24 protein-coding genes and 1 pseudogene are annotated in these 26,467 nt (G+C 57.6%); 15 read left to right on the plus strand and 10 right to left on the minus strand.

All coding sequences use genetic code 11. The features are described from left to right. Positions 1 to 21 precede the first annotated feature (21 nt). The 6 genes from AC4OVU_RS11330 to AC4OVU_RS11355 all read right to left on the minus strand — a co-directional run bounded on the left by AC4OVU_RS11330 (position 22) and on the right by AC4OVU_RS11355 (position 8,313). Complete coding sequence (locus AC4OVU_RS11330) at positions 22 to 1,428, minus strand: sucrose-6-phosphate hydrolase (protein ID WP_110292272.1); 1,407 nt, start codon at positions 1,426 to 1,428, stop codon at positions 22 to 24. Then, the gene (locus AC4OVU_RS11335) at positions 1,428 to 2,798 is read right to left on the minus strand and encodes a sucrose-specific PTS transporter subunit IIBC (RefSeq protein ID WP_017382323.1); all 1,371 of its coding nucleotides are present in this window, start codon (positions 2,796 to 2,798) and stop codon (positions 1,428 to 1,430) included. Before AC4OVU_RS11335 ends, AC4OVU_RS11330 begins: the two co-directional genes overlap by 1 nt. Before the next feature lie 66 nt (positions 2,799 to 2,864). Then, entirely contained in the window at positions 2,865 to 4,382 is a 1,518-nt protein-coding gene (locus AC4OVU_RS11340) for a carbohydrate porin (RefSeq protein WP_023303760.1), read from the minus strand. 171 nt (positions 4,383 to 4,553) lie between these two features. Next, the gene (cscK, locus tag AC4OVU_RS11345; protein ID WP_110292271.1) at positions 4,554 to 5,450 is read right to left on the minus strand and encodes a fructokinase; all 897 of its coding nucleotides are present in this window, start codon (positions 5,448 to 5,450) and stop codon (positions 4,554 to 4,556) included. An 88-nt stretch (positions 5,451 to 5,538) separates the two neighbouring features. Continuing rightward, complete coding sequence (locus tag AC4OVU_RS11350) at positions 5,539 to 6,750, minus strand: diguanylate phosphodiesterase (RefSeq protein ID WP_110292270.1); 1,212 nt, start codon at positions 6,748 to 6,750, stop codon at positions 5,539 to 5,541. Between the two features lie 87 nt (positions 6,751 to 6,837). After that, entirely contained in the window at positions 6,838 to 8,313 is a 1,476-nt protein-coding gene (locus AC4OVU_RS11355) for an alpha/beta hydrolase (RefSeq protein ID WP_110292269.1), read from the minus strand. A 267-nt stretch (positions 8,314 to 8,580) separates the two neighbouring features. Between AC4OVU_RS11355 and AC4OVU_RS11360 the strand changes: the two genes are divergently transcribed. The 7 genes from AC4OVU_RS11360 to AC4OVU_RS11390 are packed head-to-tail and all read left to right on the plus strand — an operon-like array spanning position 8,581 to position 15,409. After that, positions 8,581 to 9,435, plus strand: coding sequence for a MurR/RpiR family transcriptional regulator (locus AC4OVU_RS11360; protein ID WP_110292268.1), 855 nt, complete (start codon positions 8,581 to 8,583; stop codon positions 9,433 to 9,435). A 12-nt stretch (positions 9,436 to 9,447) separates the two neighbouring features. Beyond that, complete coding sequence (ddpX, locus tag AC4OVU_RS11365; protein ID WP_017382319.1) at positions 9,448 to 10,020, plus strand: D-alanyl-D-alanine dipeptidase; 573 nt, start codon at positions 9,448 to 9,450, stop codon at positions 10,018 to 10,020. Between the two features lie 15 nt (positions 10,021 to 10,035). Next, on the plus strand, positions 10,036 to 11,568 hold the full coding sequence (locus AC4OVU_RS11370; protein ID WP_003857078.1) for an ABC transporter substrate-binding protein: 1,533 nt from the start codon (positions 10,036 to 10,038) through the stop codon (positions 11,566 to 11,568). 23 nt (positions 11,569 to 11,591) lie between these two features. Next, positions 11,592 to 12,614, plus strand: a complete 1,023-nt coding sequence (locus AC4OVU_RS11375; RefSeq protein WP_003857077.1) for an ABC transporter permease — start codon at positions 11,592 to 11,594, stop codon at positions 12,612 to 12,614. Next, on the plus strand, positions 12,611 to 13,507 hold the full coding sequence (gene ddpC, locus AC4OVU_RS11380) for a D,D-dipeptide ABC transporter permease (RefSeq protein ID WP_006810694.1): 897 nt from the start codon (positions 12,611 to 12,613) through the stop codon (positions 13,505 to 13,507). The genes AC4OVU_RS11375 and ddpC overlap by 4 nt, the downstream gene beginning before the upstream one ends. Beyond that, positions 13,504 to 14,490: an ABC transporter ATP-binding protein gene (locus AC4OVU_RS11385; RefSeq protein ID WP_032671167.1), complete on the plus strand. Its 987-nt coding sequence runs from the start codon at positions 13,504 to 13,506 to the stop codon at positions 14,488 to 14,490. The genes ddpC and AC4OVU_RS11385 overlap by 4 nt, the downstream gene beginning before the upstream one ends. Continuing rightward, complete coding sequence (locus tag AC4OVU_RS11390; RefSeq protein ID WP_015570491.1) at positions 14,483 to 15,409, plus strand: oligopeptide/dipeptide ABC transporter ATP-binding protein; 927 nt, start codon at positions 14,483 to 14,485, stop codon at positions 15,407 to 15,409. Before AC4OVU_RS11385 ends, AC4OVU_RS11390 begins: the two co-directional genes overlap by 8 nt. Here the strand turns inward: AC4OVU_RS11390 and AC4OVU_RS11395 are convergent. Continuing rightward, entirely contained in the window at positions 15,406 to 16,155 is a 750-nt protein-coding gene (locus tag AC4OVU_RS11395) for an SDR family oxidoreductase (protein ID WP_110292267.1), read from the minus strand. The genes AC4OVU_RS11390 and AC4OVU_RS11395 overlap by 4 nt on opposite strands. Positions 16,156 to 16,292: 137 nt before the next feature. Between AC4OVU_RS11395 and AC4OVU_RS11400 the strand changes: the two are divergent. After that, a pseudogene (locus tag AC4OVU_RS11400) lies at positions 16,293 to 17,197 on the plus strand (LysR family transcriptional regulator). Positions 17,198 to 17,220: 23 nt separating this feature from the next. Here the strand turns inward: AC4OVU_RS11400 and AC4OVU_RS11405 are convergent. Next, complete coding sequence (locus tag AC4OVU_RS11405; RefSeq protein ID WP_003857069.1) at positions 17,221 to 17,649, minus strand: OsmC family protein; 429 nt, start codon at positions 17,647 to 17,649, stop codon at positions 17,221 to 17,223. Positions 17,650 to 17,718: 69 nt separating this feature from the next. Further along, positions 17,719 to 18,606: a LysR family transcriptional regulator gene (locus tag AC4OVU_RS11410; RefSeq protein WP_235016484.1), complete on the minus strand. Its 888-nt coding sequence runs from the start codon at positions 18,604 to 18,606 to the stop codon at positions 17,719 to 17,721. A 111-nt stretch (positions 18,607 to 18,717) separates the two neighbouring features. On the opposite strand from AC4OVU_RS11410, the gene AC4OVU_RS11415 reads away from it, so the two are divergent. The 7 genes from AC4OVU_RS11415 (at position 18,718) to adhP (ending at position 25,867) form a co-directional block, all read left to right on the plus strand. Next, positions 18,718 to 19,569, plus strand: a complete 852-nt coding sequence (locus AC4OVU_RS11415) for a Vmh family MBL fold metallo-hydrolase (RefSeq protein ID WP_110292276.1) — start codon at positions 18,718 to 18,720, stop codon at positions 19,567 to 19,569. Between the two features lie 51 nt (positions 19,570 to 19,620). After that, the gene (locus AC4OVU_RS11420) at positions 19,621 to 20,142 is read left to right on the plus strand and encodes a VOC family protein (RefSeq protein ID WP_110292264.1); all 522 of its coding nucleotides are present in this window, start codon (positions 19,621 to 19,623) and stop codon (positions 20,140 to 20,142) included. Between the two features lie 141 nt (positions 20,143 to 20,283). After that, positions 20,284 to 20,499: a biofilm-dependent modulation protein gene (gene bdm / locus AC4OVU_RS11425; protein WP_015570485.1), complete on the plus strand. Its 216-nt coding sequence runs from the start codon at positions 20,284 to 20,286 to the stop codon at positions 20,497 to 20,499. 95 nt (positions 20,500 to 20,594) lie between these two features. Then, complete coding sequence (gene sra, locus AC4OVU_RS11430; protein WP_000841561.1) at positions 20,595 to 20,732, plus strand: stationary-phase-induced ribosome-associated protein; 138 nt, start codon at positions 20,595 to 20,597, stop codon at positions 20,730 to 20,732. Positions 20,733 to 20,908: 176 nt separating this feature from the next. Continuing rightward, positions 20,909 to 22,606 (plus strand): NAD-dependent malic enzyme, encoded by a 1,698-nt coding sequence (locus AC4OVU_RS11435; RefSeq protein ID WP_110292263.1) that lies wholly within the window; start codon positions 20,909 to 20,911, stop codon positions 22,604 to 22,606. Between the two features lie 344 nt (positions 22,607 to 22,950). Continuing rightward, positions 22,951 to 24,660 carry an ABC-F family ATP-binding cassette domain-containing protein gene (locus tag AC4OVU_RS11440; RefSeq protein WP_110292262.1) on the plus strand — a complete coding sequence of 570 codons (1,710 nt, stop codon included), beginning with the start codon at positions 22,951 to 22,953 and terminating at the stop codon, positions 24,658 to 24,660. 196 nt (positions 24,661 to 24,856) lie between these two features. Then, on the plus strand, positions 24,857 to 25,867 hold the full coding sequence (adhP, locus tag AC4OVU_RS11445; protein WP_006810706.1) for an alcohol dehydrogenase AdhP: 1,011 nt from the start codon (positions 24,857 to 24,859) through the stop codon (positions 25,865 to 25,867). A gap of 39 nt (positions 25,868 to 25,906) precedes the next feature. Here adhP and AC4OVU_RS11450 read toward each other — a convergent pair whose 3' ends face one another. Further along, on the minus strand, positions 25,907 to 26,416 hold the full coding sequence (locus tag AC4OVU_RS11450; RefSeq protein WP_015570482.1) for an RrF2 family transcriptional regulator: 510 nt from the start codon (positions 26,414 to 26,416) through the stop codon (positions 25,907 to 25,909). Positions 26,417 to 26,467 lie beyond the last annotated feature (51 nt).

Genomic DNA, 26,467 nt, shown 5'->3' on the forward strand with positions numbered 1-26,467 from the left:
TAGATCCGGCTGCCAAAACCTCTATTCTATCATGCAGCTGCGCAGCGACCAGTAGCGTAATGTGATATCGGACGCACCTTCGAAGCGTACCTGGGCCGGATGGTCAGGAAAATAGCGGCTGCTCATGACGCCTTCACCGTGATTGATGAAAATTTCGACGCTGGAACAGTCGCACAGCACGCGTAAATGATGAACATTGCCCTGCCAGTAGCGGGTCAGCGTGTCTGCGGTTTTCAGACTGGCGCGTTCCAGACGGATCCCCTCATCATCCACAATCAGCCGCAACGCGCCGGCAAAATCCACGTTCACGCTCGATGCGCTCAGTTCGAACTCAAGACGCGCTCCCGCCAGCACCGGGGCATCGCTGGCGCGTCCCTGCCAGAGATGTTCATCCTCGCGCAGCGTTTCCAGCTCACGGACCGGGGTTTGCCAGAGCTTACCGTCGCGGTAGCGCAGCTCGCGAGGACAGGTCATCTGGTGGATCCAGCCGTGCGCCCGCGTAGGCTGGAGCATCTCTTCGCCGTCCGGCACGCCCAACCAGCCGATGAGGATGCGGCGGCCATCTTCTGCCACCGTGGTTTGCGGCGCGTAAAATTCGAAACCGGCGTCAAGCTCATGCAGCTCGCCGTGCGCAAATGCAGGCGTTTGATAATCAAATACCCCACGCATCCAGACGGCCGGATAGGTGTTGAGATAGCGATGCGGTTCGCGCGCCAGCCCCTGCGGGCAGCAGATCAAGACGTGTGTGCCATCAAGCTCAAACAGATCCGGGCACTCCCACATATAGCCCGCGTCCGTGAGTCCGTTGACGCCGTGACCGGCGATTTCGCCGCAGGACGCCCAGATGTGTAAATCGGCTGACGTAAACAGCAGCACCTTGCCGCGCTGCTGTCGATCCTGCGCGCCGAGCACCATGTACCACAGCCCGTCATGCCACCATACTTTCGGATCGCGGACGTGCCCGGTGTACCCGTCCGGCAGGGGCAACACCGGTCCCAGTTTGGCAAACGTGCCATCGTCATTTTGCACCGCCAGACACTGCCAGGCGGTGCGGCCGCCATCGTCAAACTTAACGTTGCCGGTATAGCACAGGGTCAGCACGCCGTTGTTATCCACGGCGCTGCCGGAGTAACAGCCATTGCGGTCATACTCTTCGTCAGGCATCAGCGCCATTGGCTCGTGCTGCCAGTGCACCAGATCTGCTGAGCTCCAGTGCCCCCAACACTTGTAGCGATGATCGCAGCCCAGCGGGTTCCACTGATAAAACAGATGGTAGCGCCCGGCAAACCAGATAAACCCGTTCGGATCGTTCATCAGCCCTGTCACCGGCGCGGGATGCCACTGCGGATAGTGGCTGTCCGCCAGCGCACGCGGCTGGCCTTGCATAACGGCCTGCAACACGGCAGGCCAGCGGGAAGATAAGGTCATTATTCAGAGTCCGTTTTATATTTCAGCAGCAGAGAGACGGTGAACGCCACGCCAAAGGCAATCACCATGCCGATAATATAGTTGAGCAGCGAGCTGGCCTGGACAATCGCCATGCCGGGAAGCGCCGTCAGGCCAACGGCGGTCATGTAGACATGCACCGATACCACCCAGGCACCGCCCGCCGCACCACCGATCAGCGCCGCGATAAACGGCTTCACAAAACGCAGGTTGATGCCAAAAATTGCCGCTTCGGTGATGCCCAGCATCGCGGAAAACGCCGACGGTAAGGTAATGGCTTTGATTTTGGCATCGCGGGTTTTGAACCACACCGCCAGACACGCCCCGCCCTGCGCCACGTTCGCCATCGCCCAGATCGGCAGCAGGAAGTTAACGCCAATCGACGGATTACCCAGCAGCCCGGCCTCAATGGCGTGGAAGCTGTGGTGAATGCCGGTAATGACGATCACCGAATAGAGCCCACCAAACAGCAGCCCGGCCAGCCAGCCCGCGTGGGCAATCAGAGTGCTAAGAATGAAGGAGATCCCGTCGCCCAGCGCGCGTCCCGCCGGGCCAATAATCAACAGCGCAATGAAGCCGGAGATAATGACGGTCAGGAACGGCGTCAGGATCAGATCTAACGCATCCGGGATCGCCCGGCGCAGCTGTTTTTCCACAATGCTCATAAACCACACCGCCAGCAGCACCGGGAAGACGGTTCCCTGATAGCCAATCATGGCGATTTCAAGACCGAAGAAGTTCATGGTGTGGAAGCCGGACGCTACGCCCCAGGCGTTGGTCAGCGCCGGATGAGTCAGGATGCCGCCGAGCGTTGCCCCCAGATACGGGTTGCCGCCAAACTCCCGCGCGGCGGTGAAGCCAATCAGGATCGGCAGAATAATAAACGCCGCCGAGCTGCACATATCCAGCATGATATAGAGCGCGTTATCCGGATTAACCCAGCCGTAGGTTTTAACCATCCCCAGCAGGCCCATCAGCAGACCCGAGGCCACGATCGCCGGGATAATCGGCACGAAGATGTTGGAGAGCAGACGCGCGATACGCTGGAACGGGTTCAGCTTGCGGGCCGCAATATCCGCCGCTTCCGATTTACTGGACTCGCTAATCTCTGCCGCCTGAATAAACGCGGCGTAAACCTTATTCACCACCCCGGTGCCGAAGATTACCTGCATCTGCCCGGCGTTTCGAAAACAGCCTTTCACGCCTTCAACCTTGCCGATAGCCTGCTGGTCGGCAAGTGCATCATCGACCAGCACCAGACGAAGGCGCGTGGCGCAATGTGCCGCGCTGGCAATGTTCTCTTTGCCACCGAGCAGCGGAATAAGCTCGCGCGCAATATGATTAAAATCCATAGATACCTCTTCCTGACCTCTTTTTATGGTGTTCGAAACGCCCCCGCGATGCGGGAGCGTGAAGGGTTAAAACCAGGTTTCCATCTGCACCCCAAAGTTCCATTCCCCGCCCGCGTTGAAGCCGCTGCTGCCAAAGGCGTCATCGCTGGCGTAGTTATCCAGCTTGCTGCTCCAGTCCATCCAGGTGGCGAACAGGCGCAGCTCCGGACGGCTGAAGAAATCGCCAATTTTGCCCGCCTTTAACGTCGGGGCGAAGGTCAGCTTGTAGAAGCTACCGTTAACCGCATTGCGATCCTTGTAGCCTTCCGGGCTTAAATCCATGTACTGATAGCTGCCTTCGAACGCGAGGGCGAAATTCTGGGTCACCTCTTTGATCAGACGCGTATTGAGCGTGACCCACTCATAGCTGTCGCCCTTCACGTAGCGGTCCTTACTGCTTTGCGCCAGCACGGCGGGCGCAATGTGCCAGCCACCGCCCAGCGGCGTGACACCGTAACTTGCAAAACGCCAGGTATCGGCTTCTGACAGCAGCGCGCCGTCTGAACCAATGCTTTTCACCTCGGCGCCCAGACCGTGGCCGTAAAGCAGCGCCGTTTTGGCGGAACCTTCCCGCAGGCCGTAGAAGCTCTCGTTATGCAGACCAACCAGCGCATGTACCCCGTTATTGGCCGCGTCGGTTTTAATCGGATCGCCGTTGCTGTCCTTACGGTCGTCATTATCTTTTGCCCGTAAGCCGCTGACCATCATCTGCACCGGCCCGGCGAAGTGATTCATGCTGAGGATGTAGTTCTGAACGTTGTTGTCGATCTCCTCTTCGCTGCCGAAGTTACGGCCATAAAGGGAGAAGTTACTGCGCAGCGTATCGTTCCACTTCACGTCGTAGACGCCGCCGCCGGTCCCGGCGAGAAACACCACGTCGGAATCCAGCCAGTGAATGTCGAAGTTGTCGCGGTCAAAACGCTTACCCGCCCAGAAGGTACTGCCCTTCAGCGCACCGGTAAAGTCAGGCAAATTGCCCAGCTCGGCAAAGGCCTGACGAATGTTCAGGTCGCTGCTGTCTGCCGACCAGTCGTTATAGGTTTTCTGGCCGTCGGCCAGCATCGCCTTAAAGCGCGTCGTCGCACCATTCTCCAGCGTCTGTTTGTGCTCAACATTCAGCTCAACGTAGGTATCCGCTTCGTTCCCCAGACGCCCGATGGCCCCGCCGGTTTCCCCGGCGGGCGTAAGATAAGGGCCGCTTTTGCTGCTGGAGGCCGCGTCGTTCATCAGCAAGCCGGAACGGGCGTAACCGTGAAATTCAAAACCGCCTGTCCGGTCGGCTTTTTCTTCCAGCACCGTAGTACGTTGCGCCACCGCCTGTGTGGAGGTCTGCGCTTCCTGCTGCGCAGCCACCAGCTGCTGTGTTTTCTGTTCCGCTGCCGTGGCGCGCTTTTCAGCAACCTGCGCGCGGGTTTCCGCCTCCTGCAAACGCTGCTCCAGCGCCGCAAGGCGCGCTTCGATACGTGTCATATCCGTCTGGGCAAAAACAGAGGTACTCCCGGCCAGCATGCCTATCATCACGGCAAGTCTGCGTTTTTTATACATTTTGTCGCATCCCTAATAACTATCGGTGAAAGTGCTAAATTGCTAAACCGGTTTAGGCTGATGATACTAAACCGTTGAATTTTGGATCGGCAACGTTTTTTGCTAAACCGTTTTAGTAAGTGTGATCGAGGCGACAATTCAGGCCGCCGACCGGAGGCCTGGAGAGGTGAATTACAGTTCGTGATGATAAGGCAGCGCGGTCATTGCCCCTTTTGCGGTTGTCGCCAGCGCCCCACAGCGCTGCGCCAGCGTGATGACCTCTGAAAGACGGGCCTGGCCATCACGAGCCAGACCGAACAGCAGCCCGGCGACGAAAGCATCCCCCGCGCCGGTGGTATCAATGCATTCCACGGGTGATGCAGGATAGTGCGTCAACGCGCCTTTCTGCCAGGCGGTTACGCCCTCTTTTCCCTGCGTCACCAGCACCAGCCTGGCCGGACAGGTGCGCATCAGCGCCGCCAGCCCCTCATGGACCTGCGCATTTCCGGTTAAGAACGCCAGCTCTTCCACCGAGATTTTCACCACATCTGCACAGGCTAATGCCCGCTCAAGACACTGACGCAGCTCGACTTCATCGTGCCAGAGATCGGCGCGGATATTGGGGTCAAAGCTGACAAATCCCCCCGCCTGTCTGATCGCGGCCATCGCCTGAAACGTCGCGGAACGGCTGGGTTCGGCGCTGAGCGCGATAGAGCAGACGTGCAGCCACTCCCCGGCGCGGAATGGCGGGAGATCGGCAGAGTCGAGGAATAAATCAGCGCTCGGGCGAACCATAAAGGTAAAGGAACGTTCACCGTCGTTATCGAGATCCACCACCACCGTGGAGGTGCGATGCTGCGGGTCTAGGCGCAGCCATTCTGTATTAACCTGCTCATCCGCAAGCGTTTTTTGCATAAAACGCCCGAAGGGGTCGTCGCCCACCCGGCCTATAAAGGCGCTTCTGCCGCCCAGACGCGCAACCCCTACCGCGACATTGGCCGGTGCGCCGCCAGGACATTGCAGCAGTTTGCCCTCTCCGTCGGGCAACAGATCCACCACGGCATCGCCAAGTACCCAGATCGTCTCCATATCACCTTCTTAGCTAAATCATGTTAAACCGGTTTAGCTATTTAAGCACAGGCAGGGTGTCGGGGAAATATGGCGAGGGAAAATTTGCTTAACCCACCCGATGGGGCCAGTGAATATTACCCACGCCATTGAGCTGCGGGAGGGCGAACAAAAAGCCCTGGAAGCGGCGAATACCGGCGGATTCAAGCCAGCACCACTCTTCTATCTTCTCAATGCCTTCTGCGACCAGCGTAATCTCCAGATCGGTGCAGCAGCTGATTATCGACTTCACAATCGCCTGCTTGGGCCCGCTCAGGTGGATATCGCTGACGATCTCTCTGTCGATTTTGAGCTTATCCGGCTGAAACCGGGTGAGCAGTGAAAGACCAGCATAGCCGGAACCAAAATCATCTATCGCCAGCCCACCCCCTTCCGCGCGCAGCTGTTTAATGGCGCTGTTAAACTGGTTGAAGCCAGAGATCATCTCGTTCTCAGTGACTTCAATGATCACCTGCTCTGGCTGTAGATTGTGCTTTTTGATCTGCGTTACCAGGAACTCTACCGCGCCCGGCACGTTAACCAGCGACATTGGCAGCAGGTTCACCGCCAGTTTGTGGCTGCCGATGCCGAGCTTTTGCGCCAGCGCAAAGGTCCAGGCTTTGGTTTGCAGGTCGACTTCGTAAATCTGTTCACGATCGAGACTACGGAAGAAATGCTCCGGGCTGCCGCCGTCGTTTCCGCGTATAAGCGCTTCGAGAGAACTGATTTTGCCTTCGGACGGCTCGACAATGGGTTGCAGCGCAAACTGGCAGGGCTGTCCCGCCAGCAGACCTAACCCTTTACCAAACGGCGCGCGCTCTCGCGAAAGCGTCCATTTATCAGGCTCATAGTCCGAAGCGGGTGGGATAGCGGTTTTGCCGGTGATAAAGGTCTGAATAAATTTGAAAACCCGATCCTCAGAAGTCAGATAGCTTTCCAGCTTGCTGTAATGCAGAACCGACGCCAGAACCGCTTTCGGGGTCTGAACGTCCAGGTCAAACAGCAGCATTCCCACGTCTTCGAAACGTCTGCGCGGGCCGTAATCGCGCATCAGCTCCACCACGCCGGTATGCCGGTCATCCGCACGGATGGTGTTAAAAAGCGAGACGACGCTCTGTTCCGTGCCTTCGAGAATTTGCAGAACGTCACGTCCACGGGAGAGAAGAATGCCTGAGATGCCCTGCTCCGTATTACGGATCCTGGCCTGTTCAACCAGCGCGCTTAACGCTGCGGAGGTGCAGGTTAAGCTCAGCTGGCTTCGATAAATAAGAGTTGTCAGCACAGAAACGGGGTCCGGTATGGGGTATACGCCTGAACGGTACTGTTTAACACAGTTCCCCGGTGTGACCTAATCTATTCCACGTCGGGCTTAATTCTCCCCGATACGGCTGTCGATCCGCGTCTGCATATAATCGTAGAACGGATTCGACGTCACGCGCATCAGCGCATCTTTGCCGACGCTCAGAACCGATGTTTCTCCCCACAGGGCTATCGTCCCCAGGCTGATACCGTAGTGGTTTTTCACCTCAGGATGGCGGCCATACAGATCGTCATCAGGCGGGAACGGAATAGCAACATGCGACAGGGAATAAACCTCCTGCGGATACGCGACCGACAGCGGCGTCACCGTTTCCCGGGTGCCACCCGCTGGCGTTGTCTTTGCCACCATATCAAACCTGTCGGGGCTGGCATTGGTCACGATTGTGACGCTGTAACGTCTTTTCGCCTCGGGCAGCAGGTCAGCCACCGCCGTCCAGGATGATGGCCTGAACAGTGGACGAAAACTCCCGGCCTGGTTGATATCAAAAACTACCAGTTCGCTGCCGTTTGCCGGAAGCTGGTCAAACAGCCCGCTAACCACGGCGCGGGTACTGACCGTTGAATCCATGACTGACTGAAACGCCAGTACCGGCGGAAGCTGCGCCAGTTTGTGATCATGAACATCGCGGTTTATCTGCTCATGCAGCGCCTGGGTAAGCAGCCAGGACTGACGTGCTGCATTCACCGGGAACGAATTGTATTTATAAGGATTATATTCCGGCGAAATGTTGAGCCACGCGGCTTTGGCAAACGCCGGTAACATAGCCGGTAGCCCGGCGAATCCGGCAAAGCGCGCAAACGCCGTGACGCCAATCATCGGTGAGAGCAAAACGATCTGCTGAGGTTTACGCAGTTCAGGCGCATCAAGAGCGTCGAGGGCGTATTTCATCGCCAGCGCCCCGCCGTTGGAGTAGCCCACCAGATGCAGGGGAAGATCGTTCCCCGTCAGGCGTGTCGCTTCACGAACCGCAAGGCGCGATGCGGCCAGCCAAGCCTCCCAGTCAACGTCTGTCAGCGCGCCCGGCGCCGTGCCGTGTCCGGGCAAACGAGGCACTACGGCCACAAAGCCGTGCTGTTGATAATTCTCTGCCAGATGCCTGACGCTGTAGGGCGAGTCCGTCAGACCGTGCAGCAATACCACCGCCCCGCGCGGCTTTCCGGCAGGCATCAGCACGAACGACCGGTTTGCATCCGGGGAAAAGTGTCCTGGCCACACCAGGCTCTGGCGGTAATAACGGTTCAGCGGCGTGCGCTCTGCGGGTGTGACATTCGCCGTCACCTCAGCGTCGAGAGCGGTGAAGATGGCGTTTTCCCGCGCGACATACGCTGCGAAGGTCGCGTTATCCATCTCCTGCACGGACATTTCGTCAGCCCGCCAGGTGTGCCAGTGATGCAGGGCCGGCCCCTGCTGCGAAAGATAAACCCGCACCGCCAGCAAAACGAGCACAATGATCCCGATGACCATCGCTATTTTTTTTGCGAGAGCCATCAGGCGCACGCTGACCCGCCAGGGCAAATTTGCCATGTAAGGCTCCCTCTCTCATTCCCAGAGCTTTCATCTTACCAAAAAATGTGAAGAGGCTGACGTATTCACCAAATAGATACCCCTCAGCCTGCACACTGCACCAAAAGTGAACTACGCTGCACAAATGTTGATCATCTGTTAAACAAATATTGCATTAACTTTGCTGCACAGCGCGTTTTCGCCGCAATGTGAACATGGCACGCGTCCTGCATTGTTAATCCGGTAACAGAAACCCGGCCTTTGACAGCCAGTTAACAGCGAGGCGGTATGACGACCAAACCTGAGGTGTTGAGCCGTATCGAAGCGACCTTTAGCCAGCTCACCCCGAGCGAAAAACGGGTGGCAAGCTGGATGCTGGCGCACGTCGGGCAGATCCCCTTTGAAACGGCAGAGAGCGTGGCGCTGGCCACGGCCACCAGCGGGATCACCGTCGGACGCTTTCTGCGCAAGCTGGGCTATCGCAACCTGGACGACGCCAAAAAAAGCCTGCGCAATCCCCACCAGCCCTGGGGCATTAACGAGCGTCTCGACTCCTGGAAGCAGCAACAGCCGCTGTCGGATCGCCTTCAGCACTCCCTGTCGCTGGAGGTGGACGCCATTGCCCATGTCTACCAGCTGGCGCAAAGCGAAACGTTCAGGCAGGTGGTCCAGCAACTTACCCATGCCGACGCCGTCTTCGTGCTGGGGATCCAGTCCACGCGCGGGATCGCCAATGCGTTCTTCAGCCATCTTGAGTATCTGCGCCCGCGGGTGAGCTATTCCGAAGGGCTCTCCGGTAGCTGGGTGGAGTCGCTTAACTCCGGCTTTTCTAACCCGTATATCGTGCTGACGGATACCCGCGCCTACTCCGCCATTGCCCGCCAGTACTGCCGCGTGGCGAGCGAAAAAGGCCTGGCGATGGCGCTGATCACCGATATCTGGTGCCCGTGGGCGCGGGATTATCCGATTGATTTACTCCAGGTGAAGACCGATACCGGCCATTTCTGGGATTCGCTGGCGCCGGTGAGCTGTCTCTTCAACCTGCTGCTGTCGGGCGTTGTGGAGGCGCTGGGCGATGCGCTGCCGGAACGTCTGGCAGTCAACCGACAACTACAGCAAGAGTTTGGTCAATTTGAACGCTAAAGGAGCGGAGCTATGCCTGAAGAGAGTCAACTGATTGATGTGGCGAAAACCTTTCCCACGCTGCATATCGATCTGAAATACGCGACCGCCGATAACATCACCGGCCGCCCGATCTACCAGCACGCCGCGTGCCTGCTGCATACGGATGCCGCCACCGCGCTGGCGAAAGCGATCAGCATCGCCGCGCTGGCCGGTCTGAAGCTGGTGGTTTACGACGCCTACCGCCCCCAGCAGGCGCAGTCGCAACTCTGGGATGCCTGCCCCAACCCGGAATACGTGGTGGATGTCGCAATTGGCTCTAACCACAGCCGGGGCACCGCCATTGACGTCACGCTGATGGATGAACACGACAACGTGCTGGATATGGGCGCCGGGTTTGACGAAATGCACGACCGTTCTCATGCCTGGCACCCTTCCGTTCCGCCTGAGGCGCAGCGAAATCGTCTGCTCCTGAACGCCGTAATGTACGGCGGCGGTTTTGTGGGCATCAGCAGCGAATGGTGGCATTTCGAACTGCCGAACGCCGCCAGCTACCCGCTGTTAGATGACCAGTTCGCCTGTTATCCGACCACACACTCACTGTAATTCTGGAGCCCGGCCATGAAAACAACGCTGCTTACAACCCTGATTGCCGCTACGCTCGCCCTGAGCGCCCCTCTCGCGCTGGCGGCGGTGCCAAAAGATATGCTGGTGATTGGGAAAGCTGCCGATCCGCAAACGCTGGATCCGGCGGTCACTATCGATAACAACGACTGGACGGTGACCTACCCCTCGTACCAGCGTCTGGTGAAATACAAGCCAGGCACCACGGAGGTGGAAGGCGATCTGTCGACGGGCTGGAAGGCGTCAGACGACCAGAAAGAGTGGACGTTCACCCTGGCAGATAATGCAAAATTCTCCGACGGCACGCCGGTGACCGCCGAAGCGGTCAAGCTGTCGTTTGAACGTCTGCTGAAAATTAATCAGGGACCTTCCGAAGCGTTCCCGAAAGATTTGAAAGTGGACGCGGTGGATGAGCATACGGTGAAATTCACCCTCAGCCAGCCGTTCGCCCCGTTCCTCTACACGCTGGCCAATGACGGCGCGTCGATCGTCAACCCGGCGGTGCTGAAAGCCAATGCCGCCGACGACGCGCGCGGTTTCCTGGCGCAAAACACCGCGGGTTCCGGACCGTTTATGCTGAAAAGCTGGCGGAAAGGTCAGCAGCTGGTGATGGTGCCCAACCCACACTGGCCGGGTGAAAAGCCGCACTTCAAGCGCGTCTCGGTGAAGATTATCGGTGAAAGCGCCTCGCGTCGCCTGCAACTTTCCCGTGGCGATCTGGATATCGCCGACGCCCTGCCGGTGGATCAGCTTGCCGCTCTGAAGCAGGAAGGCAAAGTGGCCGTGGCGGAATACCCGTCCCTGCGGGTGACCTATCTCTATCTGAACAACAGTAAGCCTCCGATGAATCAGGTGGATTTGCGCCGCGCGGTCTCCTGGGCCACCGATTATCAGGGGATGGTGAAAGGCATTCTCAGCGGGAACGGCAAGCAGATGCGCGGCCCGATCCCGGAGGGCATGTGGGGCTTCGATGCGAACGCCATGCAGTACAGCTTTGACGAGGCTAAGGCCAAAGCGGCGCTGGAGAAAGTCAACGATAAACCGGCCAGCCTGACGTTCCTCTACTCCGATAACGACCCGAACTGGGAGCCTATCGCCCTCTCCACGCAGGCGAGCCTGGGCAAGCTGGGGATTAACGTCAAGCTCGAGAAACTGGCGAACGCCACCATGCGCGACCGCGTCGGCAAAGGTGATTATGACATTGCGATTGGTAACTGGAGCCCGGACTTCGCTGACCCGTACATGTTCATGAACTACTGGTTCGAATCGGACAAAAAAGGGCTGCCGGGTAACCGCTCATTCTATGAGAACAAAGAGGTCGATGCATTGTTGCAGGCGGCACTGAAAACCACCGATCAGGCGGAACGCACCAAAGATTACCAGCAGGCGCAGAAAGTGGTGATTGACGAGGCGGCTTACGTTTATCTGTTCCAGAAGAACTACCAGCTGGCGATGAACAAAGAGGTCAAAGGCTTCACCTTTAATCCGATGCTTGAGCAGGTCTTTAACATCGCCACCATGAGTAAGTAACGGCCCACGCCGGGGGGAAGTGTATGACGTTCTGGAGCATCGTGCGCCAGCGCTGCTGGGGGTTAATCCTGGTGGTGGCCGGTGTCTGTATTATTACTTTTATTATTTCACACCTGATCCCCGGCGATCCGGCCCGCCTGCTGGCCGGTGACCGCGCCAGCGATGAAATCGTGCAGGGCATCCGCCAGCAGCTGGGGCTGGATCAACCGCTCTATATTCAGTTTGGCCGCTATGTAGAGGCGCTGGCGCACGGCGATCTGGGCACCTCCATTCGCACCGGTCGCCCCGTTGCGGAAGATTTGAAAGCCTTTTTCCCCGCCACGCTGGAGCTGGCCTTCTGCTCTTTGCTGCTGGCGCTGGTGATTGGCGTACCGCTGGGCATTTTATCGGCGGTGTACCGTAACCGCTGGCTGGATCACCTGGTGCGACTGATGGCGATGACGGGCATCTCGACGCCTGCCTTCTGGCTGGGACTGGGGGTAATCGTTCTGTTCTACGGGCAACTGCAAATTCTGCCCGGCGGCGGCAGGCTGGACGACTGGCTCGATCCGCCTGCCCACGTTACCGGCTTTTATCTGCTGGACGCCCTGCTGGAAGGCAACGGCGAGGTGTTTTTCAACGCCCTACAGCACCTGATTCTACCCTCCCTGACCCTGGCCTTTGTGCATCTGGGTATTGTGGCGCGTCAGGTGCGTTCCGCGATGCTGGAGCAGCTGAGCGAGGATTATATTCGTACCGCCCGCGCGAGCGGGTTGCCGGGCTGGTACATCGTGCTGCGCTACGCCTTACCCAACGCCATGATCCCCTCCATTACCGTGCTCGGGCTGGCGCTGGGCGATCTGCTGTATGGGGCAGTCCTTACCGAAACCGTGTTTGCCTGGCCGGGAATGGGAGCCTGGGTGGTGACCTCCATTCAGGCGCTGGACTTCCCTGCCGTCATGGGCTTCGCGGTCGTGGTATCGCTGGCCTATGTCTTCGTCAATCTGGTGGTGGATCTGCTGTATCTGTGGATCGACCCGCGAATCGGGCGCGGAGGTGCCGAATGATGTTAACTCAGGAAACGCCCGTCCCCGTCAGCACCGCCAAACAGCGCATCAACTGGGCAAAGCTGTTCTGGATGTTACGCAAAAGCCCGCTCACGCTGATCGGCGGGGTGATTATGATCGTGATGCTGCTGATGATGGTGGTCTCGCCGTGGATAGTCCCGCACGATCCGAACGCGCTGGATCTGACCGCGCGATTGCAGGCGCCATCAGCCCAGCACTGGTTTGGCACCGATGAGGTGGGCCGGGATCTGTTCAGCCGCGTGCTGGTGGGCAGCCAGCAGTCCATCACGGCGGGGCTGGCGGTGGTGGTGATTGCGGGCGGCATCGGTTCTCTGCTCGGCTGTTTGTCCGGCGTACTCGGCGGACGCGGCGACGCCATCATTATGCGTATCATGGACATTATGCTCTCCATCCCCTCGCTGGTGCTGACGATGGCGCTGGCCGCCGCGCTCGGCCCAAGCCTGTTTAACGCGATGCTGGCGATTGCGATTGTACGCATTCCGTTTTACGTGCGGCTGGCACGCGGGCAAACGCTGGTGGTGCGCCAGTTCACCTACGTGCAGGCCGCCCGCACCTTTGGCGCATCGCGCTGGCACCTGATCAGCTGGCATATCCTGCGTAACGCCCTGCCGCCGCTGATCGTACAGGCGTCGCTGGATATCGGCAGCGCCATTCTGATGGCCGCCACGCTGGGCTTTATTGGATTAGGCGCGCAGCAACCCACCGCCGAATGGGGCGCGATGGTGGCCGTGGGGCGTAACTACGTGCTTGACCAGTGGTGGTACTGCGCGTTTCCGGGGGCGGCAATTCTGATCACGGCAGTTGGGTTTAATCTGTTTGGCGATGGTCTTCGCGACCTGCTGGATCCCAAATCAGGAGGGAAGCAGTCATGAGTGATTCCGTATTATCAATTGAAGATTTGCACCTGAGCTTCCCCATTTTTCGCGGTGACGTCCACGCGCTCAACCACGTCTCGCTGGAGATTGGCCGGGGTGAAATTGTCGGCGTGGTGGGCGAATCCGGCTCGGGAAAATCGGTTACCGCGATGCTGGCGATGCGCCTGCTGCCGGAAGGCAGTTACCATATTCACCATGGACGGGTCACGCTCCTCGGTGAAGATGTCCTGAACGCGTCGGAAAAACAGCTTCGTCAGTGGCGCGGCGCCAGGGTGGCGATGATTTTTCAGGAGCCGATGACGGCGCTCAACCCCACGCGCCGGATTGGCAGGCAAATGGTGGAGGTGATCCGCCAGCATCAGTCGCTTTCCCGCCGCGACGCGCAGCAGAAGGCGATCGCCCTGCTGGGCGAGATGCAAATCCCGGATGCGGCACAGGTGATGGATCGCTATCCGTTTGAGCTTTCCGGCGGCATGCGCCAGCGGGTGATGATCGCCCTTGCCTTCTCCTGCGAGCCGGAGCTGATCATTGCCGATGAGCCGACCACCGCGCTGGACGTGACCGTTCAGCGTCAGGTGCTGCGTCTGCTGAAACACAAAGCGCGCGCCAGCGGGACGTCGGTGCTGTTTATCAGTCACGATATGGCGGTGGTATCGCAGCTTTGTGACCGGATGTACGTTATGTATGCGGGCAGCGTGATCGAAAGCGGCAGCACGCAGACTTTGATCCACCATCCTGTACACCCCTATTCGATTGGCCTGCTGCGGTGTGCCCCGGAAAATGGTGAACCGCGCGAGATCCTTCCGGCCATTCCCGGCACGGTGCCTAACCTCAGCCACCTCCCGCGCGGATGTGCTTTTCGCGAGCGCTGTTTTGCTGCCGGAGCGAAATGCAGCGAAACGCCGCGCTTAATTTCCACGGGCGCAGAAGGCCAGCAGGCTGCCTGCTGGTACCCACAACAGGAGAGACGCCATGTCTGAGGTACTGCTGGAACTTGATAGCGTGCATGTGAATTTTCCTGCGCGCAAAAACTGGCTGGGGCGCGTGACGGAGCAGGTACACGCCCTCAACGGCATGGATCTCCGGATCCATCGCGGCGAAACGCTGGGCGTTGTGGGGGAATCCGGCTGTGGAAAGAGCACGCTGGCGCAGCTGCTGATGGGCATGCTCAAACCGAGTACCGGTGCCTGTCAGCGCGCGAATGCGGCAGGCGGTATGCAGATGGTATTTCAGGACCCGCTCTCGTCCCTCGACCCGCGTTTACCCGTCTGGCGCATCATTACCGAGCCGGTGTGGATACAGCAACGCCGCAGCGAACGGGAGCGTCGTCAGTTGGCTGAGACGCTGGCGCAGCAGGTGGGCATTCGGGCGGAATATCTTGACCGCCTGCCGCATGCGTTTTCGGGTGGACAGCGCCAGCGCATCGCTATTGCCCGGGCGCTCTCTTCGGATCCGGACATCATTGTGCTGGATGAACCCACCAGCGCGCTGGATATTTCCGTCCAGGCGCAGATCCTCAATTTGCTGGTTGCCCTGCAACAGCAGCGAAATCTGACCTACGTGCTGATCTCGCACAACGTCTCGGTGGTCCGTCACATGAGCGACCGGGTGGCGGTAATGTATCTGGGGCAGATTGTGGAGCTGGGTCCGGCGGACCAGGTGCTGGGCAAGCCACGGCATCCGTATACGCAGCTGCTGCTTGACTCCGTTCCCCGTACCGGAGAACCGCTGGACGAAGATCTGGCATTACGCAAAACCGATCTCCCCGGTAATCGCCGCCTGCCCGATGGCTGCTACTTCCGCGACCGCTGCCCGCTGGCAGCTGAAGGATGCGAACGGCCGCAGCCGCTTCAGCCCGCAGCCGGAGACCGAAGCGTACGCTGCTGGCGTAACCGCTAGATTTGCGCCATCCCGCCATCGACAAACAGCTCCGTGGCGTTTATAAAGCTGGCGGCATCGGACGCCAGAAACGCCACGGCTTTTCCGACTTCGCCCGGCGCGCCCAGGCGACCCAGCGGCACCTGGGCCGCCAGCGCATCGTATAATCCCTGACGCTGTTCTTCGGGAACCAGATCGCCAAGACCGGGCGTTTTCACGGGGCCAGGGCTGACGACGTTGACGCGTATCCCGCGGCCCTGTAAGTCCAGCGCCCAGGAGCGGGCAAAGTTCCGCACGGCGGCTTTACTGGCGCTGTAGACGCTAAAATTCGCCGTCCCCTTAATTGAAACCGTCGATCCGGTGAGGATAATGGATGAACCAGAGGAGAGCAGCGGCAGCGCTTTCTGGACGGTAAACAGCACGCCGCGCACGTTGGTGGCAAAAATCCGGTCAAACTGCTCCTCGGTGATGGCGCCCAGCGGCAGCATGTCGCCGCCCCCGGCGTTGGCGAACAGAATATCGAGTCGTCCTTCTTCTTTAGCAATCTGCGCGTAAACCGCATCCAGATCGCCCATTCTGGAGACGTCCGCGCGGATAGCTACCGCCGCGGCGCCAATGTCTGCCCGCGCAGCATCCAGTTCGGCCTGACGACGTCCGGTGATATAGACCTTCGCTCCCTGCGCCGCCAGCTCCTGTGCCGTTGCGAGACCAATACCGGTGCTGCCGCCAGTCACCAGAGCGATTTTTCCTGCAAGCGTTGTATTCATACTCATAACCTTCTGTTGTGATGTAAAAGAGGAGCGTTTGCCCGCGTCAGGCAGACTTTAGATCTTGCGGGATTCGTGATAAACGGGCAAAAATGAAAATGAATTTTCACAGCAGGAAATAATCAGAGGAGATCTGTGTGGATCAGCTAATGGCAATGCGCGCCTTTACGCGGGTGGTTGAATCCGGAAGCTTTACCCGAGCGGCAGACTCCCTGAACATGCCGATAGCTACGCTGAGTAAGCTGGTAAAATCACTTGAAGCGCACCTGGAAACACGGCTGCTGCATCGTACTACGCGCCGGGTGGTCACGACGGCAGAAGGCATGGAATACTACGAGAAAGCGCTGCGGGTATTAATCGATATAGAGGACATTGATACCGCCTTTCGCGCATCGTGCTGCACGCCTAAAGGCCATTTGCGTATCGACGTGGGGGGGCAACCGCCCGGGACGTGTTGATCCCCCTGCTGCCGGATTTTTTTCAGCGCTACCCGGACCTGCGCATCAACCTGGGGGTAGCCGACCGTCCGGTAGACTTAATCAGTGGAAACGTAGACTGCGTGATCCGCGGCGGCCCGCTGGATGACTCTTCGCTTATCGCCCGGCATATCGGTGACGCCCGGATGCTAGCCTGCGCGACGCCGGGCTATCTTAAGACACACGGCATCCCTGCCTATCCGCAGGAGCTGCGCAACGGCCATAAGCTGATTAGCTACCTTTCCCCCGTTACCGGACGCGCATTCCCGTTTCGGTTTCTCGATCGGGATGAACCGCTGGAGATCAGCGTTCCGCACCATCTTGGAGTCAATGAAAGCAACGCACACCTGGCCGCGGCGCTGGCGGGTTTAGGGATTATTCAGACGTTTGGCTATGCTGCGAGAGCGCATCTGGAAACGGGCGCGCTGGTAGAGATCCTGAGCGACTGGCGTCCTAAGGCGTATCCTTTTCACGTGGTCTATCCACAGAGTCGGCATTTAACACATCGCCTGAGAGTGTTTATTGCGTGGCTTGCCGAGGTCTTCCCTGCGGCGGTGAAAGGTTAGCCGGGCATTTGCCCGGCCAGATATCAGTTCAGTTTGTAATCCAGCGTGATTTCGGCTTTCAACAGCTGCGACACCGGACAACCCGCCTTCGCTTTCTGAATAATGCCGTCGAACTGCTGCGGATCGATACCCGGTACCGTCACCTTGCTTTGCAGCGCCACTTTGCTGATGGCAAAACCACTGTCGGTTTTATCCAGCGAGACATCCGCCGTGGTATCGATGGAGTCGGCGGTATAACCCGCTTCGCCCAACATTAGCGACAGGGCCATAGAGAAACAGGCCGCGTGCGCTGCGCCAATCAGCTCTTCCGGGTTGGTCCCTTTTTCGCCCTCGAAGCGGGTGTTAAAGCCGTAAGGTTGCTGGTTAAGGACGCCACTTTCTGTTGAGACCGTCCCTTTGCCGCGTTTGATGTCGCCAGACCAGTGTGCTGAACCGTGCTTATGAATCGTCATTCTTGCTCTCCTTTTGGCTTACAAAGGGATAAGTATAGGACGCATAATCCATTTTGCAGGGAAGACAGATTAGTCCGAGCGCGTGGCAAGGTGGTTTGCCAGCGCGTCGAGGAACACACGCTGCGCCGCAGGCTGATAGTCTCGCGACTGATAAATACCAAAAATACCGATCGGTTTTGGCGTAAAGGCGCTGAGCACCGGCACCAGGCTGCCCTGCCGTAGCGCCGCGTCGGCCTCGCGCTCGGGCAGCATGGCAATACCACAGTGGTTTATCGCCGCCTCCATCAGCAGTGACGAGATGCTGGCGCTGAGATTGCCGCTGACCGCCGTCGTGATCGGCTCCCCTTCGGGCGTCAAAAAACGCCACGACTGACCGGCAAAAAAGCTGTAATGCAGGCAGTTGTGCCGTGCTAAGTCCTCCAGCTGCTCTGGAACGTCCCGGCTGGCAAGGTAGTGCGGCGAAGCGCAAAGTACGGACCGACACTCTCCCAGTCGGCGGGCGATCATGCCCGGTTCGGGGTTATCGGTGATGCGGATCGCCACGTCAATTCGCTCGCCCACCAGGCTTACCGGATGGTTATTAACATCCAGCTCAATGCGCAGCTGAGGGTAACGCTGCAACAGATCGGGCAGCACCGGAGCGATAATCTGCATCGCGGTGAAATGCGCGCAGGCGACGCGAAGCGTGCCTGAGGGTAAATCCTTCACTGACTGATCTTCAATTTCCTGAGAAATTTGCGAGAGCGTACGCGTCTTTTGCAGGACCTTCTCTCCTGCCGCCGTCAGCGTCAGCTTGCGGGTGGAGCGGTTCACCAGCCGCGCCCCGGCCCACTTCTCCATCTGCTCCAGATAACGGCTCACCATCGGACGGGAGATCCCTAGCGCCCGCGCCGCCGCACTTAAACTCCCCAGCTCACAGATGCGGTTGTACACCTGGGCGGCAATAACGCGATCCATTTTGACCTCCATTTGCTCGATTTATGAAACTAAGCATCTCCTGTTTCAGGAATTCTGGCAAATGAAGAGATCCGTACAATAGAGACTTTCCTGAAGAACAGAGAGATGACCATGACCATCGCCCGCCTTGCTTTGCTGACAACCCTTTTCACTCCGGCCGTCTTTGCCGCGCCGTTGACCGTTGATACGTACAACCCGCAGGAAAAAGGCATTTTTGCCGTTTCTTCCACCCTGGTGTCTGGCCCGAAAGAGGCGGTACTGTTTGACGCCCAGTTCAGCGTGAAAGATGGCGAAGCGCTGGTAGAAAAAATTCGCCACAGCGGTAAAACGCTGAACAAAATCGTGATCACTTCCGGCGATCCGGATTTCTATTTCGGCCTGCAACCGCTGGTGAAAGCCTTCCCTAATGCCAAAGTTGTCGCCACGCAACAGGTGGTGGACCATATCAAGGCCACAAAAGACGCGAAGCTCGCCTTCTGGGGGCCACAGATGAAAGACGGCGCGCCGACGCAGCTCTACGTGCCGCAAGTGCTTGCCTCAACCACCTTTATGATTGACGGTGAGAGACTGAATATTGAAGAGCCTGAGAGCTATGCGGCGTATGTCTGGATCCCATCCGCAAAAACCATCCTCGGCGGCACGGGCGTCTCATGGGGCATTCACGTCTGGACGGCAGATACCCAAACGCCGGAAAGCCGCAAACAGTGGCAGCAGACGCTGGATAGCATGGCAGCCCTTAAGCCCGAACACGTTATTCCGGGCCACTACCTGGGGACACCGCCAGCAGGTACCGGCGCTATCGACTTTACCCGTCGCTATCTACAGCAGTTTGAACAGGCCCTCACGGCAGATAAAGCGTCAACCGGCGTCATCAACACAATGAAAAAACAGTGGCCGAATCTGGCGGAAGCCAGTTCGCTGGAACTGAGTGCCAAAGTGAATACCGGCGAAATGAAGTGGTAATAGCCTGATTATCTCCTGCTATATTTAAATTTTTTATAGCAGGAGTTAACTATGCCATCTTCAGTAAGGGGCATCGACCATATCGGTATTACGGTGCCCGACATTGAAAAAGCCACCCTATTTTTTGAACGCGCTTTCGACGCCCAGGTTTTATATCATTCTGTCGATGCGCAAACCGATAATATTGATCAGCCCGCCCAGCAGCACACCTTAAAATTATTTCCCGGCACAAAAATTCACGCCATTCGCATGCTCGTCATGCCCCACGGACCCGGCATAGAACTTTTCGAAATGCATGGCCCTGAACAGGGAATGCCCGCCCGCGCCAGCGACTTTGGCCTCCAGCATTTTGCTGTTTATGTTGATGATTTTGATAAGGCGATAGCCGCTTTCACCGCTGCTGGCGGGGAGATGTTTACCGCGCCAAAGCCGCTCACGTTTCCGGATGAGCAAGGTGAAGGTAATGCTTTCTGCTATGGGCAAACCCACTGGGGCAGCATTGTAGAATTGATTTCCTGGCCAACGCCCATGCCTTATGAAAAAACGACAAATTTACGCCGCTGGAAACCCTGAATTTTATTTCTGTGCTAGGGGAGATGATATTTTTATTTCCAGGACGAATCTGAACCACAACGGCGAAAATATTTGCCAATCTGAATGCGAATTACGATTTTGCACGCCGTAACATTAAACAGACAACGACACGGAGGCAGCATGTTTACTTATTACCCGGCACATACCACAGCAGCACAACCCGAACTCGTTAACGCGATTGCGCAGGGTCTTCAGGCGGAGCACGGTGTTGTTACCGAAGATGACATTTTGATGGAACTGACCAGGTGGGTGGAAGCCACAGACAATGACATCCTCAGTGACATCTACCAGCAAACCATCAACTATGTGGTCAGCGGGCAAAATGCACCTTTGTAAAAACCTGCTAAGCTGGATCTGCAACCTAAGGGGTTACATTTCGTTTGCGTGAGCAAACTTGTCCTTAAAACTATCAACGGGATTGAGGAGTTAATATGAAATCGAACCGTCAGGCACGCCACATTCTGGGACTGAACTACAAGCTCTCTAACCAGCGCAAAGTGGTTATTGAAGAGGGGAGCGAAACGCAAGTGACCCACGCCACCGGCAGGAAACGTCAGGCAGGCAAGTAAGTTCCAGTACGAAATCCACAACACCATCGGTTACCCCGGTGGTGTTTTTGTTTATGTGTTGCGGTAATTAATATTTAGCTCCTTTATAATACCGCCCGACCGCACCCCGTAGCACAGGCCAGAAAGATGACAAACAGCAGTGTCAGGGACGGATCTTCTTAAAAAGAGTGAGTGACATGGACAACAAACTGAAAAAACATCGTTCCCTTTATATTCCTTACGCCGGTCCGGTTTTACTGGAGTTTCCCCTTCTGAACAAAGGCAGCGCCTTTAGCATGGAAGAGCGCAGCAGCTTTAACCTGCTGGGTCTTCTGCCTGAAGTGGTTGAAACCATTGAAGAACAGGCGGAACGCGCCTGGATCCAGTATCAAGGCTTTAAAACCGAAATCGATAAGCACATCTACCTGCGTAATATCCAGGACACCAACGAAACCCTCTTCTACCGCCTGGTGCAGAACCATCTCGAAGAGATGATGCCCGTCATTTACACCCCAACCGTCGGCGCGGCGTGTGAACGCTTCTCAGAGATCTACCGACGTTCCCGCGGCGTGTTCATCTCCTATCAGAACCGTCACAACATGGACGACATTCTGCAAAACGTGCCTAATCACAACATCAAGGTGATCGTGGTAACCGATGGCGAACGTATTCTGGGCCTTGGCGACCAGGGCATTGGTGGGATGGGGATCCCCATCGGTAAGCTCTCGCTGTATACCGCCTGCGGCGGGATCAGCCCGGCCTACACCCTGCCGGTGGTGCTGGACGTGGGGACCAACAACCAGCAACTGCTGAACGATCCGCTGTACATGGGCTGGCGTCACGCGCGCATTACCGACGACGAGTACTATCAGTTTGTTGATGATTTCATCCAGGCCGTGAAGCACCGCTGGCCGGACGTGCTGTTGCAGTTCGAAGACTTCGCACAGAAAAACGCCATGCCGCTGCTGAACCGCTACCGCGATGAGATCTGCTCGTTCAACGATGACATTCAGGGCACTGCGGCAGTGACCGTGGGGACGCTGATTGCCGCGAGCCGTGCGGCAGGCAGCCAGCTCAGCTATCAGAAAATTGTCTTCCTGGGTGCAGGCTCCGCAGGCTGCGGCATCGCCGAGCAAATTATTGCCCAGACCCAGCGCGAAGGCTTAAGCGAAGAGCTGGCTCGCTCCCGCGTCTTTATGGTGGACCGTTTTGGCCTGCTGACCGACGGTATGCCAAACCTGCTCCCGTTCCAGACCAAACTGGTGCAGAAGCGTGAAAACCTGAAAAACTGGGATACGGATAACGAAGTGCTCTCGCTTCTTGACGTGGTGCGCAACGTGAAGCCGGACATTCTGATCGGCGTATCCGGGCAGACCGGCCTCTTCACGGAAGAGATTATTCGCGAGATGCACAAGCACTGCGAACGCCCTATCGTGATGCCGCTGTCTAACCCGACTTCACGCGTGGAGGCAACGCCGCAGGATATCATCGCCTGGACAGAAGGTAAGGCACTGGTCGCGACCGGCAGCCCGTTTGATCCGGTGCTGTGGAAGGACAAACTCTATCCCATCGCACAGTGCAATAACTCCTATATCTTCCCGGGTATTGGTCTGGGGGTTATCGCCTCCGGCGCGTCACGCATCACCGACGAAATGCTGATGTCCGCGAGCGAAACGCTGGCAGGTCACTCACCGCTGGTGAATAACGGTGAAGGCCTGGTACTGCCGGAGCTGAAAGACATTCATAAAGTGTCCCGCGCAATTGCCTTCGCGGTAGGCAAAATGGCGCAGCAGCAAGGCGTCGCGGTGAAAACCTCTGCCGATGCGTTGCAGCAGGCGATTGACGATAATTTCTGGATGCCGGAATACCGTAGCTATCGTCGTACTTCTATTTAAGCATTGCCCCTTACCCAGCCCTCTCCCCTTTGGGGAGGAGGGTTAGGGTGAGGGGAATATACGGCACCTCCCACTAGCCAAACCCATTTTCCCCCGCTACACTCCCTTCATCCATTAACCTACTGAATATATAAGGAGGCCAATTATGCTGTACTGTGAAATTTTCAATGTTTCACATACATTTGGTGATCGCACCAGCTCAAGCGTTATCGGTATCGTGCTGCGATAACTTCCGCTTGAGCGAAGACACCAACCCCTGAAATCCCTTCTCTCGGGCTTACTGAGTTATCGTCAGCGATGTTTGACGAGGCATAAACATGCCTGTAACTCCTGGGTAAGCAACAATGAGCACTTTACTCACTGCACATTCTTTACGCGTTGATACGGCGTTCGGCACGCTCTTCGACTCTCTCTCCTTTACGTTGAAAAAAGGCGATCGCATCGGCCTGCTGGGTGATAACGGCTGCGGAAAAAGTACGCTGCTGAAAATCCTCGACGGAACGCAGTCCCCTGCTGCCGGAACCGTTTCACTGGCGGGGCATTGCCTGCTGGCGCGCGTGGAACAACATCTGCCGGAGGCCCTTTATCCCCTGACCATGCTGGATGCGGTGCTGGCGCAGCTGCCGATCGGTGAGCGCGACAGTTTGCGCTGGAAAGCCGAGTCGCTGCTGGCCGGAATGGGCTTCACGATGCAGGAAACGGCGTTAACCTCCGCCACGCTGAGCGGCGGCCAGCATACGCGGTTGCTGCTGGCACGAGCGTTGATAAGCGATCCGGATCTGCTGCTTCTGGACGAACCGAGCAACCACCTTGACCTGCCGACCCTGCTGTGGCTGGAGCAGTTTCTACAAAACTGGTCCGGCAGCTTTGTGCTGGTCTCACACGACAGGCAACTGCTGGACGCGGTAACCAACGGCAGCTGGATCCTGCGCGATAAAACGCTGCACGCCTTTGCCCTTCCCTGCACTGCCGCCCGTCTGGCGCTCGACGCAAAAGACGAAAGCGATGCGTTGCGCCATAAGGCAGAGCAAAAAGAGATCGACCGCGTCACGGCCAGCGCACGGCGTCTCGCGACCTGGGGCAAGGTCTATGACAACGAAGATCTCTCCCGTAAGGCTAAGCAGATGGAAAAACAGGTCGAACGCCTGAAAGAGACCCAGACGGAACTGACGGCGGGAAGCCCGTGGACCTTAACCCTGCGCGGGGACGCGCTTCGCGCCGACCGCCTGCTGGAAATGACTCACCTCGGCGTCCCCCCGGCGCCGGGTCTGCCAGACCTGTTTACTCTCGACAGCGCGCGACTGAAGAGCGGCGATCGCGTGGCGATTGTGGGTCGTAACGGCTGCGGAAAATCGTCGCTGCTGAAGCTTATCTGGCGACATTTTCGCGACGAGATCGCGGACGAGCGGCTTAAGCGTCATCCGCGCGTCTCACCCGGCTACTACGACCAGACGCTGCACCAGTTGCCAGATGATGCAGCGCTGCTTGATGCGCTGGAGCCTTTCGCGCCAGATCCGCAGACCCGTAAAATGGCGCTCATCAGTGCCGGGTTCCCGTGGGCGCGTCACGGGCAAAAAGTCAGTACGCTGAGCGGCGGGGAACGTTCGCGCCTGCTGTTCGTCGGCCTGACGCTTGCCCGTTATAGCCTGCTGATGCTGGATGAACCGACCAACCACCTGGACATGGAAGGCAAAGAGGCGCTGGCGGAAACGCTGCAACAGTTTGAAGGCGGAGTGCTGCTGGTGAGCCACGATCGTCAGTTAATTAGCCAGAGCTGTAACCGCTTCTGGCTGATTGAGGACGGCAGGCTGAGCGAATGGCACGATGCGGAGGCGGTGTTTGAGCGCCTGCGTGAGGACACCGCTCCGGTTGTACCTGAGGCATCGAATAACGCATTGAAGGCACCCTCTTCAGCGTCTGACGATCTGCTGGAACGCCTGGTTGCCCTGGAAACACTGCTGGAAGAAGATTTGGCGCGCAAGCCAAAACATCAAAAACCGCAGTTACAGGCGCAATGGCGAAAAGAGATTGAGGTGATAGAAGCGCAACTGTAAATCTGAGCCCGGCGGTGACGTCGCCGGGCCAGTGTTTTTCACCCCAATTTATGAGGGGTACAGCCTTTTCTTAATCCGAAAATGCATCGAATAATGACATTATGTTGCGGTTGCCTTGCATTACAGCGCCAAAGTATTAATCCTTAATGGGTAATCAGACCTGCTATGCAGATACTCATCATGAAAGGAGAAACACATGAAGGCTGCTGTTGTCACTCAGGATCATCAGGTTAATGTCACAGAAAAAACCTTACGCGCGCTCAAACATGGTGAAGCGCTACTGAAGATGGAGTGCTGTGGCGTTTGCCATACCGATCTCCATGTTAAGAATGGCGATTTTGGCGACAAAACCGGGGTGATCCTCGGCCACGAAGGGATTGGTATCGTCAAAGAGATTGGTCCTGGCGTCACGTCGCTAAAAGTAGGCGATCGTGCAAGCGTGGCGTGGTTCTTCGAAGGCTGTGGCCACTGTGAATATTGTAATACCGGCAACGAAACGCTGTGCCGTGACGTGAAAAACGCGGGTTACTCCGTTGACGGCGGCATGGCGGAAGAGTGCATCGTAACCGCGGATTACGCGGTTAAAGTTCCGGACGGACTGGACTCTGCGGCGGCCAGCAGCATCACCTGCGCCGGGGTCACCACCTACAAAGCGGTAAAAGTCTCTGACATCAAACCCGGCCAGTGGATTGCGATCTATGGCCTGGGCGGTCTGGGCAACCTCGCGCTGCAATACGCCAAAAATGTCTTCAATGCGAAAGTTATCGCCATTGACGTGAATGACGAGCAGCTGAAGCTCGCTGCCAGCATGGGCGCAGACTTAACCGTGAACTCCCGCAGTGAAGATGCGGCAAAAGTGATTCAGGAGAAAACCGGCGGTGCACATGCGGCGGTGGTGACGGCGGTAGCGAAAGCGGCCTTCAACTCTGCCGTTGACGCAGTACGCGCCGGTGGCCGCGTGGTGGCTGTTGGCCTGCCGCCGGAAGCGATGAGCCTGGATATTCCACGTCTGGTCCTGGATGGGATTCAGGTAGTGGGTTCCCTGGTGGGTACCCGTCAGGATCTGCTCGAAGCCTTCCAGTTTGCGGCTGAAGGTAAGGTGAAACCGAAAGTTACAATGCGCCCACTGGAAGATATCAACGCCATCTTCAAAGAGATGGAACAGGGCCAGATCCGTGGCCGTATGGTGATTGATTTACGTTCTTAACCGCGGTGGCCGGGTAGCGGCTCTGCCCTGCCCGGCTTTTCACGTGGACGAACGGCGATCGGAAATCCATTCCTGAACCTCGATCTGGAACGTGTCCGGCGCTTTTCGATACATCTTCCGCGCCAGATCCAGGATGGTATGGCGCCCTAACTCCTCTTCCATCCGCTGCTGCGCGCTGTCCATGACCGAGCGCACCCCACACGGGCCGTCACAGACCCAGGCAGGTGGCGTTTCATCAAACACCGCCAGGCGCTGACGCACTTCCCGACACTCAAACATATTCTTCTCGCCGTCGATGGCGTGCGCCACGTCCAGCACGCTGATCAGCTCCGCCGGACGCGCCAGCCGGAAGCCTCCCCCTTTACCCTCGGTGCTGATGACCAGCCCCGCGCGTGATAAACGGGTGAAGATTTTTCCAAGATAGTCGTACGGCACGCCCTGCAAGGCCGCCATCTCCCGGACGCTCATCTCACGTTCATTGCCTTTTGCATCCACCATACACATCAGGCTATGAATGCCATATTCCACACCAGAACTGTAAAACGCCATGGCTCACTCCGGGTCATTGTTCGCTGCATTATAACGATTTTTAACTCAGAA

The sequence above is a fragment of the Enterobacter sp. 6722112 genome, assembly GCF_058661685.1.

Excerpts from the sequence above, each read along its gene's own strand:
- AC4OVU_RS11330 (WP_110292272.1), bottom strand. The coding sequence starts at position 1,428 with ATGACCTTATCTTCCCGCTGGCCTGCCGTGTTGCAGGCCGTTATGCAA.
- AC4OVU_RS11335 (WP_017382323.1), bottom strand. The coding sequence starts at position 2,798 with ATGGATTTTAATCATATTGCGCGCGAGCTTATTCCGCTGCTCGGTGGC.
- AC4OVU_RS11340 (WP_023303760.1), bottom strand. The coding sequence starts at position 4,382 with ATGTATAAAAAACGCAGACTTGCCGTGATGATAGGCATGCTGGCCGGG.
- cscK (WP_110292271.1), bottom strand. The coding sequence starts at position 5,450 with ATGGAGACGATCTGGGTACTTGGCGATGCCGTGGTGGATCTGTTGCCC.
- AC4OVU_RS11355 (WP_110292269.1), bottom strand. The coding sequence starts at position 8,313 with ATGGCAAATTTGCCCTGGCGGGTCAGCGTGCGCCTGATGGCTCTCGCA.
- AC4OVU_RS11360 (WP_110292268.1), top strand. The coding sequence starts at position 8,581 with ATGACGACCAAACCTGAGGTGTTGAGCCGTATCGAAGCGACCTTTAGC.
- ddpX (WP_017382319.1), top strand. The coding sequence starts at position 9,448 with ATGCCTGAAGAGAGTCAACTGATTGATGTGGCGAAAACCTTTCCCACG.
- AC4OVU_RS11370 (WP_003857078.1), top strand. The coding sequence starts at position 10,036 with ATGAAAACAACGCTGCTTACAACCCTGATTGCCGCTACGCTCGCCCTG.
- AC4OVU_RS11375 (WP_003857077.1), top strand. The coding sequence starts at position 11,592 with ATGACGTTCTGGAGCATCGTGCGCCAGCGCTGCTGGGGGTTAATCCTG.
- ddpC (WP_006810694.1), top strand. The coding sequence starts at position 12,611 with ATGATGTTAACTCAGGAAACGCCCGTCCCCGTCAGCACCGCCAAACAG.
- AC4OVU_RS11385 (WP_032671167.1), top strand. The coding sequence starts at position 13,504 with ATGAGTGATTCCGTATTATCAATTGAAGATTTGCACCTGAGCTTCCCC.
- AC4OVU_RS11390 (WP_015570491.1), top strand. The coding sequence starts at position 14,483 with ATGTCTGAGGTACTGCTGGAACTTGATAGCGTGCATGTGAATTTTCCT.
- AC4OVU_RS11395 (WP_110292267.1), bottom strand. The coding sequence starts at position 16,155 with ATGAATACAACGCTTGCAGGAAAAATCGCTCTGGTGACTGGCGGCAGC.
- AC4OVU_RS11405 (WP_003857069.1), bottom strand. The coding sequence starts at position 17,649 with ATGACGATTCATAAGCACGGTTCAGCACACTGGTCTGGCGACATCAAA.
- AC4OVU_RS11410 (WP_235016484.1), bottom strand. The coding sequence starts at position 18,606 with ATGGATCGCGTTATTGCCGCCCAGGTGTACAACCGCATCTGTGAGCTG.
- AC4OVU_RS11415 (WP_110292276.1), top strand. The coding sequence starts at position 18,718 with ATGACCATCGCCCGCCTTGCTTTGCTGACAACCCTTTTCACTCCGGCC.
- AC4OVU_RS11420 (WP_110292264.1), top strand. The coding sequence starts at position 19,621 with ATGCCATCTTCAGTAAGGGGCATCGACCATATCGGTATTACGGTGCCC.
- bdm (WP_015570485.1), top strand. The coding sequence starts at position 20,284 with ATGTTTACTTATTACCCGGCACATACCACAGCAGCACAACCCGAACTC.
- sra (WP_000841561.1), top strand. The coding sequence starts at position 20,595 with ATGAAATCGAACCGTCAGGCACGCCACATTCTGGGACTGAACTACAAG.
- AC4OVU_RS11435 (WP_110292263.1), top strand. The coding sequence starts at position 20,909 with ATGGACAACAAACTGAAAAAACATCGTTCCCTTTATATTCCTTACGCC.
- AC4OVU_RS11440 (WP_110292262.1), top strand. The coding sequence starts at position 22,951 with ATGAGCACTTTACTCACTGCACATTCTTTACGCGTTGATACGGCGTTC.
- adhP (WP_006810706.1), top strand. The coding sequence starts at position 24,857 with ATGAAGGCTGCTGTTGTCACTCAGGATCATCAGGTTAATGTCACAGAA.
- AC4OVU_RS11450 (WP_015570482.1), bottom strand. The coding sequence starts at position 26,416 with ATGGCGTTTTACAGTTCTGGTGTGGAATATGGCATTCATAGCCTGATG.